The 16,697-nt window shown below is 59.2% G+C and carries 17 protein-coding genes; 12 read left to right on the plus strand and 5 right to left on the minus strand.

Annotation, left to right across the window (positions count from 1 at the left end):
- The first annotated feature begins 151 nt into the window (after nt 1-151).
- The 5 genes from uvrC to KP703_RS01800 all read left to right on the plus strand — a co-directional run bounded on the left by uvrC (nt 152) and on the right by KP703_RS01800 (nt 4,224).
- Entirely contained in the window at nt 152-2,068 is a 1,917-nt protein-coding gene (uvrC, locus tag KP703_RS01780; RefSeq protein ID WP_215753735.1) for an excinuclease ABC subunit UvrC, read from the plus strand.
- A 99-nt stretch (nt 2,069-2,167) separates the two neighbouring features.
- Nucleotides 2,168-2,740 carry a CDP-diacylglycerol--glycerol-3-phosphate 3-phosphatidyltransferase gene (gene pgsA, locus KP703_RS01785; protein ID WP_062140071.1) on the plus strand — a complete coding sequence of 191 codons (573 nt, stop codon included), beginning with the start codon at nt 2,168-2,170 and terminating at the stop codon, nt 2,738-2,740.
- 166 nt (nt 2,741-2,906) lie between these two features.
- Nucleotides 2,907-3,443: a hypothetical protein gene (locus KP703_RS01790; RefSeq protein WP_062140073.1), complete on the plus strand. Its 537-nt coding sequence runs from the start codon at nt 2,907-2,909 to the stop codon at nt 3,441-3,443.
- 36 nt (nt 3,444-3,479) lie between these two features.
- A complete protein-coding gene (moaD, locus tag KP703_RS01795) occupies nt 3,480-3,770 on the plus strand; it encodes a molybdopterin converting factor subunit 1 (RefSeq protein WP_373687411.1) in 291 nt (96 codons plus the stop codon).
- 4 nt (nt 3,771-3,774) lie between these two features.
- Nucleotides 3,775-4,224: a molybdenum cofactor biosynthesis protein MoaE gene (locus tag KP703_RS01800; protein WP_373687412.1), complete on the plus strand. Its 450-nt coding sequence runs from the start codon at nt 3,775-3,777 to the stop codon at nt 4,222-4,224.
- A gap of 139 nt (nt 4,225-4,363) precedes the next feature.
- Here KP703_RS01800 and KP703_RS01805 read toward each other — a convergent pair whose 3' ends face one another.
- Nucleotides 4,364-5,569 carry an adenosylmethionine--8-amino-7-oxononanoate transaminase gene (locus KP703_RS01805; RefSeq protein ID WP_373687421.1) on the minus strand — a complete coding sequence of 402 codons (1,206 nt, stop codon included), beginning with the start codon at nt 5,567-5,569 and terminating at the stop codon, nt 4,364-4,366.
- A gap of 193 nt (nt 5,570-5,762) precedes the next feature.
- Here KP703_RS01805 and KP703_RS01810 point away from each other — a divergent pair, with 193 nt between their 5' ends.
- The 3 genes from KP703_RS01810 to bioD are packed head-to-tail and all read left to right on the plus strand — an operon-like array spanning nt 5,763 to nt 9,093.
- Complete coding sequence (locus KP703_RS01810) at nt 5,763-6,959, plus strand: 8-amino-7-oxononanoate synthase (protein WP_215753621.1); 1,197 nt, start codon at nt 5,763-5,765, stop codon at nt 6,957-6,959.
- Entirely contained in the window at nt 6,956-7,648 is a 693-nt protein-coding gene (locus KP703_RS01815; RefSeq protein ID WP_215753622.1) for an alpha/beta fold hydrolase, read from the plus strand. Before KP703_RS01810 ends, KP703_RS01815 begins: the two co-directional genes overlap by 4 nt.
- Entirely contained in the window at nt 7,645-9,093 is a 1,449-nt protein-coding gene (gene bioD, locus KP703_RS01820; RefSeq protein WP_215753623.1) for a dethiobiotin synthase, read from the plus strand. The genes KP703_RS01815 and bioD overlap by 4 nt, the downstream gene beginning before the upstream one ends.
- A 106-nt stretch (nt 9,094-9,199) precedes the next feature.
- On the opposite strand, the gene lexA is transcribed toward bioD, so the two are convergent.
- Complete coding sequence (gene lexA / locus KP703_RS01825; RefSeq protein WP_215753624.1) at nt 9,200-9,865, minus strand: transcriptional repressor LexA; 666 nt, start codon at nt 9,863-9,865, stop codon at nt 9,200-9,202.
- Nucleotides 9,866-10,122: 257 nt separating this feature from the next.
- Between lexA and KP703_RS01830 the strand changes: the two genes are divergently transcribed.
- Nucleotides 10,123-11,430, plus strand: a complete 1,308-nt coding sequence (locus KP703_RS01830) for a carbohydrate porin (RefSeq protein WP_373687413.1) — start codon at nt 10,123-10,125, stop codon at nt 11,428-11,430.
- Between the two features lie 5 nt (nt 11,431-11,435).
- Here KP703_RS01830 and glp read toward each other — a convergent pair whose 3' ends face one another.
- Nucleotides 11,436-12,635, minus strand: coding sequence for a gephyrin-like molybdotransferase Glp (gene glp / locus KP703_RS01835; RefSeq protein WP_215753625.1), 1,200 nt, complete (start codon nt 12,633-12,635; stop codon nt 11,436-11,438).
- 152 nt (nt 12,636-12,787) lie between these two features.
- On the opposite strand from glp, the gene rpmG reads away from it, so the two are divergent.
- A complete protein-coding gene (rpmG, locus tag KP703_RS01840) occupies nt 12,788-12,955 on the plus strand; it encodes a 50S ribosomal protein L33 (RefSeq protein WP_003623017.1) in 168 nt (55 codons plus the stop codon).
- A 196-nt stretch (nt 12,956-13,151) separates the two neighbouring features.
- On the opposite strand, the gene KP703_RS01845 is transcribed toward rpmG, so the two are convergent.
- Together KP703_RS01845 and eno are read right to left on the minus strand one after the other, a co-directional pair.
- Nucleotides 13,152-13,481 carry a septum formation initiator family protein gene (locus KP703_RS01845; RefSeq protein ID WP_215753626.1) on the minus strand — a complete coding sequence of 110 codons (330 nt, stop codon included), beginning with the start codon at nt 13,479-13,481 and terminating at the stop codon, nt 13,152-13,154.
- A gap of 161 nt (nt 13,482-13,642) precedes the next feature.
- Nucleotides 13,643-14,920, minus strand: a complete 1,278-nt coding sequence (eno, locus tag KP703_RS01850) for a phosphopyruvate hydratase (protein WP_215753627.1) — start codon at nt 14,918-14,920, stop codon at nt 13,643-13,645.
- Nucleotides 14,921-15,102: 182 nt separating this feature from the next.
- Between eno and KP703_RS01855 the strand changes: the two genes are divergently transcribed.
- Together KP703_RS01855 and KP703_RS01860 are read left to right on the plus strand one after the other, a co-directional pair.
- Nucleotides 15,103-15,579: a DUF3429 domain-containing protein gene (locus tag KP703_RS01855; RefSeq protein ID WP_215753628.1), complete on the plus strand. Its 477-nt coding sequence runs from the start codon at nt 15,103-15,105 to the stop codon at nt 15,577-15,579.
- A 77-nt stretch (nt 15,580-15,656) separates the two neighbouring features.
- Nucleotides 15,657-16,640, plus strand: coding sequence for an FAD-dependent oxidoreductase (locus tag KP703_RS01860; RefSeq protein ID WP_215753629.1), 984 nt, complete (start codon nt 15,657-15,659; stop codon nt 16,638-16,640).
- Nucleotides 16,641-16,697 lie beyond the last annotated feature (57 nt).

Genomic DNA, 16,697 nt, shown 5'->3' on the forward strand with positions numbered 1-16,697 from the left:
CGTTTCAAATCAATGGGTTGCTCTGTTTGGCTAAAAAATATGCAATGCGTCAGGACCACGGGAAATCTGCGGATTTCGGGGTGTCAAGCCCGGCTCTTCCACAGACTTATCCACAAAATCGGTGGATGAAATTGTTTTCTCGAAAGAGCGCCTGATGACAGCTGAAAATTCTCCAAACAATTCCCAGCCGGATGCCGCAAAAGACGCGCCTTCCGCCCCGCTGAAAGGCGTGGAGGTCATCCGGCACGCGCTTAAAACCATGCCGCTTTCACCGGGCGTGTATCGCATGCTGGGGGAGAAGGGGGATGTGCTGTACGTTGGCAAGGCGCTGGCGCTGAAGAAGCGTGTGACGTCCTACACCCACGTGAATCGCCTGCCGGAACGTCTACGCCGTATGGTGTCCGAGACAGCCTCCATGGAGATTGTCACCACCCATACTGAGGCCGAGGCGCTGCTGCTTGAGGCCAACTACATCAAGCGCATGAAGCCCCGCTTCAACATCCTGCTGCGGGATGACAAGAGCTACCCCTGGCTAATGCTAACGGACGCGCATCCGTTCCCGCAGATTGCCAAACATCGCGGCAAGCCGGTGAAAGGGGCCAGCTTGTGGGGGCCGTTTGCTTCCGCATGGGCGGTTAATCAGACCCTCAATCTGCTCCAGCGGGTTTTCTTGCTGCGCTCCTGTGCAGATTCTGTGTTCAACAGCCGCTCTCGCCCATGCCTGCTGTATCAAATCAAACGCTGCTCCGGCCCGTGCGTGGACCGGATTGATCAGGCCTCCTACGCGAAGCTCGTTGAGCAGGCGCGGGAGTTTCTCTCCGGCAAGGATCACGCCTTGCGGGAGGAGATGAGTGCCGAGATGCACCGGGCGGCCGAAGCGCTGGATTTTGAGCGCGCTGCGACCATGCGCGACCGTATCCGCGCTCTGGCGCAAATGCAGGAGTCCAGTGTGATCAATCCGGCCTCTCTGCAGAACGCCGATGTGTTCGGGATCTGGCAGGAAGCCGGACAGGCCTGCATTCAGGTGTTTTTCATCCGGGGTGGGCGCAATAACGGCAACCGTTCGTTCTTCCCGGCCCATACGCAGGATCAGGAAGCCGGTGAGATTCTGGCCTCCTTCATCGCCCAGTTTTATGACGACAAGCCCTGTCCCGCACAGGTGCTGGTGAACCATGAACTCCCGGAAGAAGCCTTGCTGGCGGAAGCGCTGACGCTACGGCGCGAGCGCAAGGTGGAAATTCTTCACCCGCTACGGGGTGAGAAAAAGCAGGTGCTGGACCATGCCGTGGCGAATGCGCGGGATGCCCTGCATCGCAAACTGGCCGAGAGTGCCGGGCAGGCCAAACTGCTGGAGGGCGTGGCCCGTGTTCTGGGGCTGGATGCGCCGCCTGAGCGGATTGAGGTTTATGATAACAGTCACATCATGGGTTCCCATGCCTATGGCGTGATGATTGTGGGCGGCCCGGAAGGGTTTGACCGCCGCGCGTATCGTAAATTCCTGATCAAAGGCCCCGTCACGCCGGGGGATGACTTTGGTATGATGCGGGAAGTGCTGGAGCGTCGTTTTGGTCGGGCTTTGAAGGAGGCTGCCGAGGGCGATATGTCCAACTGGCCCGATGTCCTGCTGATTGACGGCGGGGCAGGGCAGTATTCCGCCGTGCGCGGTGTGCTGGATGACCTTGGGGTGACGGGTGTCAAACTGGTGGGGATTGCCAAGGGACCGGACCGTGATGCCGGTCGGGAATGGTTCCATACGGGGGATGCCCCACCATTCCAGCTCGAACCACGAGATCCGGTTCTCTATTATCTGCAACGGCTGCGCGATGAGGCGCATCGCTTTGCCATTACCACCCATCGGGCCGGGCGCTCCAAGACGCTGGTGACATCCGAACTGGATGAAATTCCGGGGGTTGGTCCTGCGCGGAAAAAGATGCTGCTCAATACGTTCGGGTCAGCCCGGGCGGTCAAGCAGGCGGGGCTCTCGGAGCTCGAATCGGCGCCGGGAATTAACCGTGAGACAGCGCGGGCCGTGTATGGTCACTTTCATCCGGACTGGACACCGGCATAGTCCCGGTTTTTAGCCCTGCACTGAACTTCTGGGTGAGTGGTGAAAAGTGGCAGTCAGAAACCATTTCAGCTCTGCCGGAAATAGGCTAGCATTCCGCCAATGCTGACAGACCTGCCGAATGTTCTGACTATCTCGCGTATCGTGGCGATCCCGATCGTGGTGCTTTTTGCCGCATGGGGTTCTCCGCAAACGGATGCGCTGGCCTGTCTTCTGTTCATCCTCGCCGGGGTGACGGACTATTTTGATGGTAAGCTGGCCCGCTCCCGCCACCAGATGTCTGACTTTGGCCGGATGTTTGACTCCATTGCCGATAAGCTGCTGGTAGGCGCCTGCCTGATGGTGCTGGCCGGGCTGGGGCGCATGGCCTATTTCAGCCTGTGGCCCGCCATTATCATCCTGTGCCGGGAAATTCTGGTGTCCGGCATGCGGGAATATCTGGCCGAGCGTCGCGCCAGTCTGCCGGTTACACGGCTGGCTAAATGGAAAACCGGCTTCCAGATGACCGCCATCGGGTTTCTGCTGGCAGGGGATGGCACGGGGATGCTGTTGGGTATGCCCTGGCTGCATGTCGCGCTGATCGGCGCTATCCTTCTCTGGATTGCTGCCGTTCTGACGCTGATCACCGGTTGGGATTACCTCACAACCGGCTTGCGGCATGTTAATCTCTCGTGAACGATCGTTTTAAACGCACATAAGGTGTGTCTCATTAGCCTCAAATGGCTTTCATCGGCTTGTATCCCCTCCGCAAACCGTTATTTAAGCTTTGGACGGCATGTTCTTGCCGGTAGCAGGTCTCTCTGATTTGCCTGCATGGTGTCATGGTTAGCGGAGTCAGGTGATGCGGAAAGCCGCTCTTGTAGGGTTGTGTCTGGTTTTGAGCGGATGTTCCGGCTTCGGGAAATTTGTGTCCGATACCGCGACCCTGCCGGGAGAAAACCCGAATGCGCCCTCCGGGGACAATCTCAATATGCGGCGTGTGCATGGATATTCCACCGCAGAAACGCCGCTGCTGCCTGCTGGCGGGGATATCTGGCCGGGGCCGCCTGCGCCGTTGCCCACGCTTGAAGACGTTGAGAAAGACCGGGCTGGCACCATTCTGGGTGGCGTGCCCAATTCGGGTGGCAAGCAGTTGCAGGACGGCGGGGAAATGAGTGTTGGGGAGCCGGACGGCATGCCTGATACGTCGCAGTCCATCACAGGTAAACTGCCGGATGCGGAGCCTGATGCCGCAGCCAAATACGGCGCGCAGCGTGGCTCTGCCTCGACGATTGAAATCCCCAATGGCGACGGCACAGTCACACTGATCCATCCGGATGGGTCGGTAAGCACAACGCAGGCTAAAAAGAGCGAAGCCCCCGCGACACCCCGGCATTAACGGGAAAGGGGGCGGCCCCGCGCAGGCCGCTGTCGCGTGAATAAATCAAGTAAGGAAGCAGGTATGGCGCAGGACGTCACAATTTTCTATTTCGCCGCATTGCGTGAGCAGATGGGGCGGGAAAAGGAGACTGTCCCCCTGCCTGCGCAGTCCATAACAGTGGAAGCGCTGGTGACGGAGTTGCGCCAGAAGGATGTGGGCATGGATGAGGTCTTTGCGGCCTCGCCCCGTATCCGGGTTGCCATCAACCAGACCCTTGCGACGTTTCAGGATACCGTCAAACCCGGTGATGAGCTGGCCTTTTTCCCGCCTATGACGGGGGGATAAGCCCGTGCTGCGCGTTCTTGTCCAAAACGAGTTGTTTGATATGGGGGCGGAGATGGATCGCCTCTCTGCGGACTCACAGGGAATTGGCGGCATCAGCGTTTTTATGGGGCAGGTGCGGGATGGACCGGATGGGCTGGAAAGCCTCACTCTGGAACATTATCCCGGCATGACTGAAAAAGTGCTGACGGAACTGGCCGCTGAGGCTGTCAAACGGTTCAGCCTTATTGGCTGCACCCTCATTCATCGGGTGGGCACTCTTGTGGTGGGCGCACCGATTGTTTTTGTCGGCACGTCGTCCGCGCATCGGGCGGAAGCTCTGGCGGCCACGAATTTTCTGATTGATCGGCTCAAGACCGGCGCGCCTTTCTGGAAGTGCGAGCGCTATCAGGATGGACGTCAGGTATGGGTGGATGCGCGGGAAGCAGACGATAAGGCTGCTGCGTCCTGGGATTAAGAATATCCCTTAGCGGTTTGATTTTAAAATTCTTCGAAATTTCTTTTTGGGTGCACGCATAGGTTTTTTCTTCACGAAAAACCGTGCCTGCAAAGCCGGATGGCACAACAGGCTTTTCCCTGCTGTGCCAGTGTGGCGTTCAGTTTTCCGTCGATAAGACGCGATAGATTGCGTCCGTCAGGGCAGTCAGGTCTTCCGGCGGAATGGTGAAGGCTGGGGTCAGATAGACAATTGAGCGGAACGGTCTGATCCACACATTTTCCGCAATAAAGCGCTGCCTCAGAGCGTCCGGGTTGGCGATTTTCTCCAGTTCCACCACACCAATCGCGCCCAGAACACGGACATCCTTCACGCCCGGCAGGGTGCGGCAGCGTTCCAGTTCTCTGGTCAGGTGCGCGTTGATGGCGGCAACCTGTTCAAGCCGGGGTTCACTTTCAAACAGATCCAGCGAGGCATTGGCGCAGGCGCAGGCCAGAGCGTTGGCCATAAAAGTCGGCCCGTGCATCAGGGCGTGTTCCGGGTTGTCGGACAGGAACGCTTCAAACACATGCGGGCGTGCAATGGTGGCCGCAAGCGCCATGGTGCCGCCTGTCAGGGCTTTGGAGAGCGTTACGATATCCGGTACAATTCCTGCCTGTTCGCACGCAAACATCGTGCCGGTGCGGCCAAACCCGGTAAAAATTTCATCCAGAATGAGTAGCAGGCCATAGCGATCTGCCGCAGCGCGCAACGTGCGCAGCACATCGGGGGAATGGAAGAGCATGCCGCCCGCACCCTGCACCAGAGGCTCGGTGATGATGGCGGTCAGCTCATGCGCGTGGGTCTCCAGCAGCGTGAAAAATTCTGCCTCGCTGGCATCGTCCTGCGGGAGTGGCGCGATGATGTGGTTGGCCAGCACGTCTCCATAGAGATGGTGCATGCCTTCTTCCGGGTCGCAGACCGACATGGTGGCGAGGGTATCCCCATGATATCCGCCCTTGAAGGCCAGCATTTTGGTGCGTTTCGGCTCACCTTTATTCAGACGATACTGAATGGCCATTTTCATGGCGACTTCCACTGCAACAGAGCCGGAATCTGTAAAGAAAACCCGGTCCAGATCCCCCGGCAGCAGGGCGGACAGGCGGGTAGCCAGTTTTAGCGCGGGCTCATGCACCATGCCGCCAAACATGACGTGGGGCATGGTGGCCAGCTGCGCCTCAATGGCTGTGCGGATATGGGGGTGGTTGTAGCCGTGGCAGGCTGTCCACCATGCGGCCACGCCATCCACCAGTTCCCGGCCATCCGTCAACTGAATGCGCGCATTATGCGTGCTGCGGGCCGCCAGAGGGGCAGGGGCGGTTTTCATCTGGCTGTAAGGCAGCCAGATATGCGGCAGTCCCTGTGTGTACCACTCCGGCGTGGCGGCAGTAGCGGCCTGCCCTGAGTGCTGAGAAGAGGCTGTGCGGGAGGCCGCAAGGGGATTCTGGGGGGCGGACATTGCGCGAGAACTCCTGCTTAGGTGATTGACCGGCGGTCCTGGCTCCGGCACCACTCGCTTCATGACGCGGTTTGATCATCTTTTCCAGCATGGGCTGGAGGAACTGGCCGAACAGGGGCGTCTTCGCACGCCGCGCAGTCTTCAACCCAGAGCCGATGGGCTGCTGGAGAGAGAAGACGGCACCGTTCTGGTTGATTTTTCCTCCAATGACTATCTCGGCCTGCGGGGGCATCCGCTTTTGCGTGAGCGCGCGCTTGCCTGGGCGGAGCGCTATGGGGCTGGCTCCGGGGCCTCACGACTGGTGACAGGCACAGCCCCTGGTATGGTCGCGCTGGAAGCGCGGCTGGCGGCCCTGAAGGGGATGGAGGCAGCCTGCATTTTCTCCTCCGGGTGGCAGGCAAATGCGACTCTGGTGCCCGCTCTCGCTCAGCTCTCGCTGGCGGCGACGGGTGGGGCGCCCACGCTGATTGTCGATAAGTTCATTCATGCCAGCCTGTATCATGGCTGTGCGGCGGCTGGCGTGCGGCCTGTGCGCTTCCGGCATAATGACATGGAGTATCTTGAAAGCCTCCTGCAGAAAGCCGATGGCCCCGGCCTGAAAATCATTCTGACAGAAAGCGTCTTCAGTATGGATGGAGACCGGGCCGATATGGCGGCGCTTGGTGCATTGGCTCGCCAGTATGGCGCGTTTTTGTGCGTGGATGAGGCACATGCCACCGGCATTCTGGGGCCGGACGGAAAAGGTCTGGCTGACGGGCAGGCGGATCTGATTATCGGCACGTTCAGTAAGGCTCTGGGCGGGATGGGCGCATTTATCGCTTCCTCATCCGCCGTATGTCGCTGGCTGGTGAACAAAGGCTCGGGTTATATCTATTCCACAGCGCCGTCTCCACTGGTGCTGGGTGCGCTGGATGCAGCACTTGATCTGCTGCCAGATTTGGACGCAACGCGAGACCATGTTGCAGGACTGGCAGAGCGGTTCCGGCAGCATATGTGGCGGGCCGGGTTGGAAATGGGGCCGTCTTCTACTCAGATTGTGCCGGTTGTGGTGGGGGGCGAACGCACGGCTCTCACCCTTTCTCGCATGGTGGAAGACGCAGGTTTTCTGGCGATTGCTATTCGTCCGCCTACCGTGCCACCGGGTGGCTGCCGCCTGCGGGTGGTGCTGCACGGAAACCATACAGAGGCGCAGGTGGACCAGCTGGCGCAGGTGCTCAAGGATGCTGTGTCGCAGTGCGCAGCAATGGGATTTGCATGATCGGGCCGCGGCTTGTTTTTGTGCATGGCTGGGGTTGCGGGCCGGATATCTGGGAGCCGGTGCTGGAGGCATTGGATCAGCCTTCAGCCTGTGTGCTGGATCTGGGCTATTTCGGAGCCTCGCAGAGCGACACACAGCAGCGGCTGGACGCTGTGCTGCGTGGATCACTGCCCGTACTCGCCGTTGGTCATTCTCTGGGCTTTCTCTGGCTTCTCTCTCGTGGAGGCTGGCCAAAAGGGACACGCTTTCTGGGCATCAACGCGTTCGGGCGCTTTGCGGCCGAAGACGGTTTTTCGCAGGGCGTGCCTCAGCGTATGCTGACTCGTATGCAGACAGGCCTGCAGCGCGATGCGGTTCAGGTGGTCAATAATTTTCGCGCCCGCTGTGGCGTGGGGCCGGTTACGCCAAATGCTCTTTGTGTGCCAGCCCTGCAGGACGGTCTGACAGAGCTGATGACGCTGGACGCAAGGCCTGCGCTGGCCCGTCTCGCTGAGGTGCCCGGGACCGTAAAGGTTCTGGCCGGGGAGCACGATCCGATTGTCAGCCCGGAGATGACGCAGGCCTCTTTCCCGCGGGGTGTGCCGGTTGAATGGGAATCTGAGGGCGGGCACATGCTCCCGCTGACACATCCACATGTCTGTGCCGAGGTTGTTCGGTGCATGATGTCACAAAATCTGGAAAACTCATGACCGACCGTTCTGCCCCGGCCCGACAGGCTCGCATTCAGCAAAGTTTTGATGCTGCGGAGGGGTATGATGCCGCCGCTGTGCTGCAACGTGTGGCGGCGCGGCGTCTGTTTGATGGTCTCCGGGCGCGACTGGCTGGCCGGGCACCCCGACGCATTCTGGAAGTTGGGTGCGGTACGGGCTTTCTCACGCACATGCTGCATGAGGCATGGCCTGAGGCGGAACTGGTCGCAACGGATGTTGCGACCCGTATGCTGGAACGCGCCCGCAAGCGAGTCGGGGACGGCGTGCAGTTTTGCGTGATGGATGCGGCCCGACCCGATGTGGCAGGAGCGTTCGACCTGATTTGCGGCAATCTGGTTTTTCAGTGGCTGGCTGAACCCTCAGTAGCCTTGCAAACGCTGGCGGACCAGCTGGCCCCCGGTGGTGTGATTGCGGTCTCCACCTTGCTGGATGGCACCTTTGAAGAATGGCGACAGGCCTGCACCGCAGAAGGGCTGATGGCGGCAACACCGGATTACCCGGCCGCCCGGACTGTGCAAGGCTGGCAGCCCGGCCTGTGCGCCGGGAAATGGACAACAGAACGGTGCGTTCAGCCCTTTGAAAATGGACTGGCCTTTGTAAAGCATTTGAAGGACACCGGGGCTTCCGTGCCGCGTGAAGACGGGAAGGCCTTCTCTCCCGTCGAACTGCGCCGTGCTCTGACACGCTTTGATCAGGCCGGAGCCATGGTGACATGGCATCTGGCCTACGGCTGTTTTCAAAAGCCTCAGCGCGCCGGAGTGTTTGTCACCGGGACAGATACCGGCGTGGGCAAAACGCTGACATCTGCCTGCCTCGTGCATGCGTGGAAAGCGGTCTACTGGAAGCCGTTGCAAAGCGGGCTTGCGGATGAAGAAGGTGATACGGCGACGGTCATAAAGCTGAGCGGTTGCCTGCCGGAGGACTGCTTTCCGTCAGCCGGGGCGTATCAGGCCTCTCTGTCTCCTCTGGCGGCTGCCAGGGCCGAAGGTGCGGAGATTGACCCCGCACGTCTGGCTTTGCCTTTAGAGGATCCACAGCGCCCGCTCGTGGTGGAAGGGGCAGGAGGCCTGATGGTGCCTGCGACCGATACGCTGATGATGGTTGATCTGGCTGAACGCTGGGGTTTGCCGGTGGTGCTTGTCGCCCGAAGCGGACTGGGGACGCTGAACCATACGCTGCTTAGTCTGGAAGCGTTGCGTACCCGTGGTCTGGCCATTGCCGGGGTGGTGCTGAGCGGCCCGCTCAACCCGGAGAACAGCAAGACCATTCAGGAAAAAGGGCAGGTGCGCATTCTCGCGGAATTACCCCAGCAGGAGGCCCTGACTGCGGAGACCGTTGCCGCACTGAGCCGCCTGATTCCCGCATGGGACGATGTGTCTGAAGCAATGCAAGTGGGGCGTAAGGGCGTTTCAGAGAAAGTCTGACGTTTCTACCCGGTCTTGATGGATGGGGCTTCTGCTCCTGAATGGAGAAGCCCCAACAGAGCGGATGCGTGATCTTTCAACATCACGCTCCGTAGTGTCTCAGTCGTCAGTGGTAGCGGCGGATCAGTCCAGCCAGTCGACCCTGAATGTGCAGGCGTTCAGCGGGCACAATGCGCGTTTCATAGCGCGGGTTGGCGGGTTCCAGCGCAATGGTGTTGCCCTTGCGGCGCAGGCGTTTGAGCGTGACTTCGCTATTATCAATGAGTGCGACAACAATCTGTCCGTTCTCGGCATCTTCTGTGCGACGGATGATGACGTGATCGCCGTCCAGAATCCCGGCCTCAATCATGGAATCCCCGGTGACTTCCAGCGCGTAGTAGTCGCCTGAGGTCACCATATCTTTCGGGATGTCCAGAAAGGTATCCGTTTCGGCCATGGCTTCAATCGGCAGACCAGCGGCAATGCGCCCATAAAGCGGGATTTTCAGCGCGGCGGGCTGGTGGCGGGAGAAATCACCACGCACGACATTTGTGGGCAGCGTTTCGGAGGCAGGCGCCATTTCCGGGAGATGGATGACTTCCAGCGCGCGGGCCCGATGGTGATGACGACGCAGAAATCCACGTTCTTCCAGCCCGGAAATCAGGCGATGAATGCCGGATTTGGAGCGCAGGCCCATGGCCTCTTTCATCTCGTCGAAAGAAGGAGAGAAACCCGTCTGCTTGAGGTGAGAATCAATAAAAAGCAGCAGTTTGTGCTGTTTGCGCGTCAGCATTGCGGCACCCCGGAGCAGATGAGTGTTTTTGTATTTATAGTGCTTTGTTCTATATAAGTTCTCTTTTTTAGTCAAGGGGTTATTCACCCCAGCCAAAAGCACTTCTGTATTTTTTGTGGTGTCTGTAAAGGTTCCTGCAGAAGGCCCGTTGGGGCCTGTGCTTTCAGTCTGGCTATTTAAGCGGGGCCGGTGATCATCGGTCCGAAATCCCTGATGCCGTCTTTGTATGCGGTTCTATAACATATTGAAAAGGTTCGGTGTTTAGGAAAATTATCACGGTTCCGGCAGCGTTTTGTGCCTGTTTTAGCCTGAGTTTGCCTCAGGCTGCGGCGCAGGCGACTGCTCCCGATGCGAATGCGTTCAGCTTCGCAGACCGCCTGACGCGGGACTGGGGCGGTGTACGTCGCACGCTGGCGGAACATGGGGTGGATTTTCAGCTGACGGACCAGAACGAGTTGTGGGCTGTGCCTGTCGGGGGGAGCCAGCCGTCCAATAACTACATTGGCGTGACCACCGGCCAGCTTTCTGTGGATCTTGGGCGCCTGACGCATCTGCCGCTCGGCACCATTGGCATCAGTGGGGTGGATATTCGCGGTCATCCCTTCAGCAACCAGCCGCTTTATGTGTTCAATCAGGTCTCCGGGATTGAGGCGGATATCAACCTGCGCCTCTATGAGGTCTGGTATGGCCAGACTTTTGACCATGATCGGCTGGATATGCGTATTGGGAAGCTTGATCTCAGTCATGACTTCATGGGGAGTGATGGCGCGATGCAGTTCATGAACGCCTCATTCTCCTGGCCCATGGTGCCGGATAACAACCTGTACGATCAGGGGCCGGCGTCACCGCTGGGCACGCCTGCCGTGCGGGTCAAATACAAGCTTTCCAAAAGCTTGACGGTTCTGGCCGCCGTTGCGGATGATAACCCGATTGGCGCTGGTTTTCTGAACGATGCCGACCCGTGGAACCAGAATCAGGACCCCAGCGGCACCCGATTCCATTTTGGCACCGGGGCGCTGATGTTTCTGGAAGCGCAGTATCACACGCAACTCTGGGGGAAGGACGGAACCTATAAGCTGGGTGGTTACGGAGATACCGGCCGCTTTCCGGATCAGGCTGACCCAACTGTTCGCCATAAAGGCAACTGGACGTTTTACGCCGTGGCCGATCAGGTTCTGGCTAATCTTGCAGGTAAGCAGACGGTTGCGGGCTTTGTGCGCGCCACATGGGCACCGCCCGCTAACCGCAACCAGATTGTGAATGCGGTAGACGCCGGATTTTTGTTGAACGCGCCATTCCAGCGCGCAAACGATGTTCTGGGGCTTGGGTTCGGCTATGGCGAGGCCAGCCCGGTTTTGCGGCGGTCAGAACGGCGTGCGGGCACGCTGGCGCAGCACGCCGAATATCATCTGGAACTGACTTATCAGTTTCAGGCGACACCCTGGCTCCTCATCCAGCCTGATCTTCAGGGGATGCTTTCACCCAGCGGCGGTGTACTGGATACCGCAGGTCGCAGGGTGAAAGACGAAGCCATTTTTGGCCTGCATTCCAGCATGTCGTTCTGAAGCTCTCAGGGCAGGCGAAGAATACGGCAGGGCGCGCCGGCTTTCTCGGCTGGTGCGAAGGGCGCGCGAATCAGGAGCGCCTGACTTTGGGCGAAAATATTCAGCTGAGCCGAATCCTGTGAACTGAAGGGTGTTGCCAGTGGAAGTTGTCCATCAGCCTGGGGCGTGAGGCGGCACCGCACAAAATCCTGCCGCTGGTCGTTCTCGCCAATATCCGTGCCCAGCACGGCGGCTTCCGTTTCCATCTTGTCCGGCACGGGCTGGCCGAGCAGCTTGCGCAGGGCAGGGACCACAAACACCAGACTACACACCAGCGCCGCGACCGGATTGCCCGGCAGGCCGATAACGGGGGTGTGGCCCAACTGGCCGAACATCAGCGGTCTGCCCGGGCGCATGGCGATTTTCCAGAAATCCAGCGCCAGACCGTGAGCCTCCAGCGTGCTGCGCACGACGTCATACGTGCCCACACTTGCCCCGCCGATAGTCACCAGCAGATCCAGCGTATGCGCCTGCCCGATGGCGGCAGAGAGAGACTCGGCATTATCCCGTGCAACAGGGAGCAGGATCGCGTCCGCCCCCAGAGATTTGAGCAGGGCGGTAATCATGAACGCGCCGGAATTGACGATGGAGTCTGGCGACGCCGGGTCTCCGGGCAGCACAATCTCATCACCCGTCGCCAGAACGCCAATGCGCGGGCGGCGAGACACGGGGAGCCAGATATGCCCGCCAGCCGCTGCCAGCCCGATATCGCGCGGCCCGATTTTTTTGCCTGCCGGAACCAGAATGTCGCCTTTGCGGAAATCCTGCCCCTCTTTGCGGATGAACTGGCCCACGCGCCCGGCGCTGAGCAGCGTTGCGTGATCGCCCTCACGCCGCACATTTTCCTGAATCATGACCATATCGGCGCCTGCGGGGATCTGGCTGCCGGTAAACAGCCGCAGGCAGGTGCCTTTCTTCACGGTCAGGCTGGATGGGTGTCCTGCGGGGGCTTCGCCCACAATGCGCAGTGTGGCGCCTTCCTGCGCGTCCTCAGCCTTGAGAGCATAGCCATCCATTGAGGAGATGGAGACAGGTGGATTGGAGAGGCGCGCTGTGAGCGGGGATGCCAGCACCCGGCCACATCCATCGGCCAGAGAGACGGTTTCCAAGCCCCCGGCTGAGAATTTTTCAAGGATTCGGGCGCGTGCAACAGCCACATCCAGCATGTTTTTTTACTCCTTTCGGCTATTCCCACGCCTGAATGATGCAAGAATGCTTGACGTTTGGCTCTTGTATGCGCATTTTGCCGGCACTTGAACACCACCCGACCACGTTTCTGGCGTGGTGCCGGGTTTAACGATGCTCTGCTGAGGAAGCTATGGCCAAGACCAATGTTATCAAAATCCGTCTCGTTTCCACGGCGGACACCGGTTACTTCTACGTCACCAAGAAGAACGCCCGTGCCCACACCGGCAAGATGGAACTGAAGAAGTACGATCCCGTTGCACGCAAGCACGTCGTGTTCCGCGAAGCGAAAATCAAATAATCTCGCCCTTCTGGGGGAAGAGATTATAAAAAAGCGGCTCCATCCGGGGCCGCTTTTTTTTTATGGCTGTTGTGCCGCGTGCATAAAGAAAAACCCCGCCAGACGGATCTGCGGGGTTCGAGCGTAACAGGTCATGCTGCCGGGGCTATCGCCCGTTGCGGTTTGCCCGATAGCCGGTCTTTAGCGTTTACGGCGTTTAGTAAAGCGGATCATGCCGGTCATACGGCACGACAATATCGTTCTTGTCAGCCAGATTGAGCATCGCGCGGGCGCGTTCATCCAGCGTGTCATTATCCAGAGACTGTTCCCGCAGGCCGTTCACCCGCCGCCGCCAGGCTGTCTGCTCTGCAGAAGCATCCTGCTGCGCCTGTTTGGCCTGATCAAGCAGCACAAGCTGGCTCTGATACGCCTTCATGCCGTGGTCACCCTGCGTGGCGTTCCAGCCAAAATAGACCGCAATGCCCAGAAAAACGGTGGGCGGAACAATGGCGCGCACTGCACGTCTGATAAAGCGGCCGATTTGCACGATTTTAACGTCCCTCTGTCCCGGAAAATGACATTTTGATCAGATCTTTATGTCTAAACCATGAATATCTGCACAGGAAGAGACCTCGGGACGGGAAGGGCATAAAAAAAGCCGTGCTCCGAAGAACACGGCTCTAATAGGCCAAGAGGTAGGCCTGTCGCTCAGGACTTCAGGATGGAACGGCCTGCATACTGTGCTGCTGTAGCCAGTTCCTGCTCAATGCGAATGAGCTGGTTGTATTTTGCAGTTCTGTCGGACCGGGACAGGGAGCCGGTCTTGATCTGCCCGCAGTTGGTGGCAACAGCCAGATCCGCAATGGTGGAATCTTCTGTCTCACCGGAGCGATGGCTCATGACCGCCGTGTAGCCTGCCTTGTGCGCGACTTCGATCGCTTCCAGCGTTTCCGTCAGGGTGCCGATCTGGTTGACCTTTACCAGAATGGAATTGCTCACACCGGCTTTAATGCCGCGACGCAGGCGCTCGGGATTGGTGACGAACAGATCATCGCCAACCAGCTGAATTTTCTTACCGAGCGTTTCCGTCAGCAGAGCCCAGCCTTCCCAGTCATCTTCCGCCAGACCATCTTCAATGGAGGCAATGGGGTAACGGTTCGTCAGGTCTGCCAGCCAGCTGACCATCTCGCCCGAATCAAACGTCTTGCCTTCACCCTTCATGATGTATTTGCCATCACGGAAGAACTCGGTGGAGGCGCAATCCAGCGCAAAGGTCACGTCTTCGCCGGGACGGTAGCCTGCGGATTCCACGGCGCGGGTAATAAAGCCCAGCGCTTCGTCAGCCGATTTCAGGGCAGGAGCAAAGCCACCTTCATCGCCCACGTTGGTATTGTGGCCAGCAGCCTGAAGGTCTTTCTTGAGGTGGGCAAAAATTTCCGCACCCCAGCGAATGGCATCGGATTCCGTCGGCGCACCTACCGGCTGGATCATGAATTCCTGAATATCAATCGGGTTGTCGGCATGCTCGCCGCCATTGACGATATTCATCATCGGCACAGGCAGAGTGTGGGCAAACACACCCCCAATGTAGCGATACAGCGGCACATGCAGCTCGGCAGCCGTGGCTTTGGCGATGGCCAGAGACACGCCCAGAATCGCGTTAGCACCCATGCGGCTCTTGTTGGGGGTACCGTCCAGATCAATCATCGCATTGTCGATATCAATCTGGTCGGACGATTCGGCACCCTGTAGTGTCGGCAGGATTTCATTTTCAATATTTTCGATGGCCTGCAGAACACCCTTGCCACCAAAGCGCTTGGGGTCCTTGTCGCGCAGTTCAACGGCTTCATGAGCGCCGGTAGAAGCACCAGACGGCACGGCAGCCCGCCCTTTAGCGCCTGAGGCCAGTTCAACATCCACTTCAACTGTCGGGTTTCCGCGGCTGTCCAGAATTTCACGCGCGATGATATCGACAATGGCACTCATAATTTTTCATTCCCGTTTCAGGCTCAGGCGATTTGGGCTGGCCGAGATGCGTTGTTTTTCTTTTTGCTTCAACGAAACACGGCGGCGCGCGTTTCCTTGCAGTTGCTAGTGGCAGCCTGTTGGGCTTTTCTGTCAACCAGTTCAAGGCCTGAAAGCGTGCAGAGGAGGCACACCAAAAGCTCATGAAGAGACTTCCATTTGTCGCTGTGGTGCTGGCAATCGCGGGGCTTCTGCCCCTGATTCTCTGTGCGTGTGGGATTGTGTTTTTTGCCTCCGGTGTGCCCATCCCCAATCTGATGATGGCGTTTGTGTCTTACTGCGCGGTGTCTCTCGCCTTTTTCGGGGCGGTGCACTGGGGGCTGGCGCTTGAACCTGCACCCGCGATTGTGACCAGCGGGGCAGACCGGACGGATATCATCCGGCTTGTGCTGGGCGTGGTGCCCGCTTTTGTCGGCTGGGTAGCGGCCTATACGGCGTTTGCGTGGATGCCCGTGGCAGGTGTTGCGATTCTGGCCGTCGCGGTTCCGGTCCTCGCCTTACTGGAGCGGCAGGGGTGGCGCAGGGGCGCTTTGCCGAGTGGCTATATGGGCCTGCGGTGGATTGTGACGGCTGTTACGGAATGCTGTCTGCTGGTGGTGCTTGTCGCGCGCCTCTTCTAGCGCTTCCGGCTACTCTGTTGTTATAACATGAAAATCCGGCGGGAGTGGCCGGGTGGACGTGGAAGGATTTGAAGACCATGCACAGCACTCCGCGCATTCTGGTCAAAGGAGCCGGTGTTGCCGGTATGACGGCCTCTGTCACGCTGGCCGAGCGCGGCGGGCAGGTTACACTTTATGATGCCGGAGGGCGGGTTGGCGCCGGGGCGTCATGGATGGCCGGTGGCATGCTGGCCCCGTGGTGTGAGGCGGAATCGGCTCCCGCAGAGGTGACGGCGCAGTCTGTTGATTCGGTGGAGTGGTGGGCAACTCATGTGCCTGACGTGGTGCGGGCAGGCAGTCTGGTTCTGGCCCCACCGCGGGATGTGGGGGAGATCGCCCGGTTCGGGCGGCGTACTTCACATTTTCATACACTTGGCACGGAAGACATTGCTCTGCTGGAGCCAGATCTGGCGGGCCGTTTCCATAAAGCCCTCTTTTTTGCCGATGAAGGGCATGTGGACCCTCGCAAGGCTCTGGTTGCCCTGCGGCAAAGTCTGGAAGCCAAAGGTGGCACCGTTCTTCTGGAAGGTGCTCAGGCGCCGGATGAGGCCGAGTTTGACTGGGTGGTGGACTGCACCGGCCTGAATGCCCGCACCAGGCTCACAACGCTGCGTGGCGTGCGGGGTGAGATGATTCTGCTCCGCTGCCCGGATGTTGCACTGCATCGCCCGGTGCGCATGCTGCATCCTCGTATTCCCATTTACATCGTGCCGCGGGCTGACCATGTCTTCATGGTCGGGGCCACCATGATTGAAAGCGAAAACGCAGGCGGGATGACGGTGCGTTCCATGACCGAGCTGCTGAATGCCGTGTGGACGCTGCATCCGGGTTTTGCCGAAGCGGAAATTCTGGAAATGGGCACCGGGCTCCGACCGTCCTACCCGGACAACATGCCCACCGTCGTGCAGGATGGGCAGCATATTTATGTGAATGGCATGTATCGCCACGGTTTCCTGCTTTCTCCCGCGCGGGCGCAGGAAGCGGCGAACATGATTTTTGGAGCGCCGGACAAGACCGCCTGAACGCGATTGCCCCGAAGGGAAATCGTGCTTAAGTCCGACAGCAGAGGTTTAAGGGGA

The organism is Acetobacter sp. P5B1, assembly GCF_018811985.1.
Classification (GTDB): domain Bacteria; phylum Pseudomonadota; class Alphaproteobacteria; order Acetobacterales; family Acetobacteraceae; genus Acetobacter; species Acetobacter cerevisiae.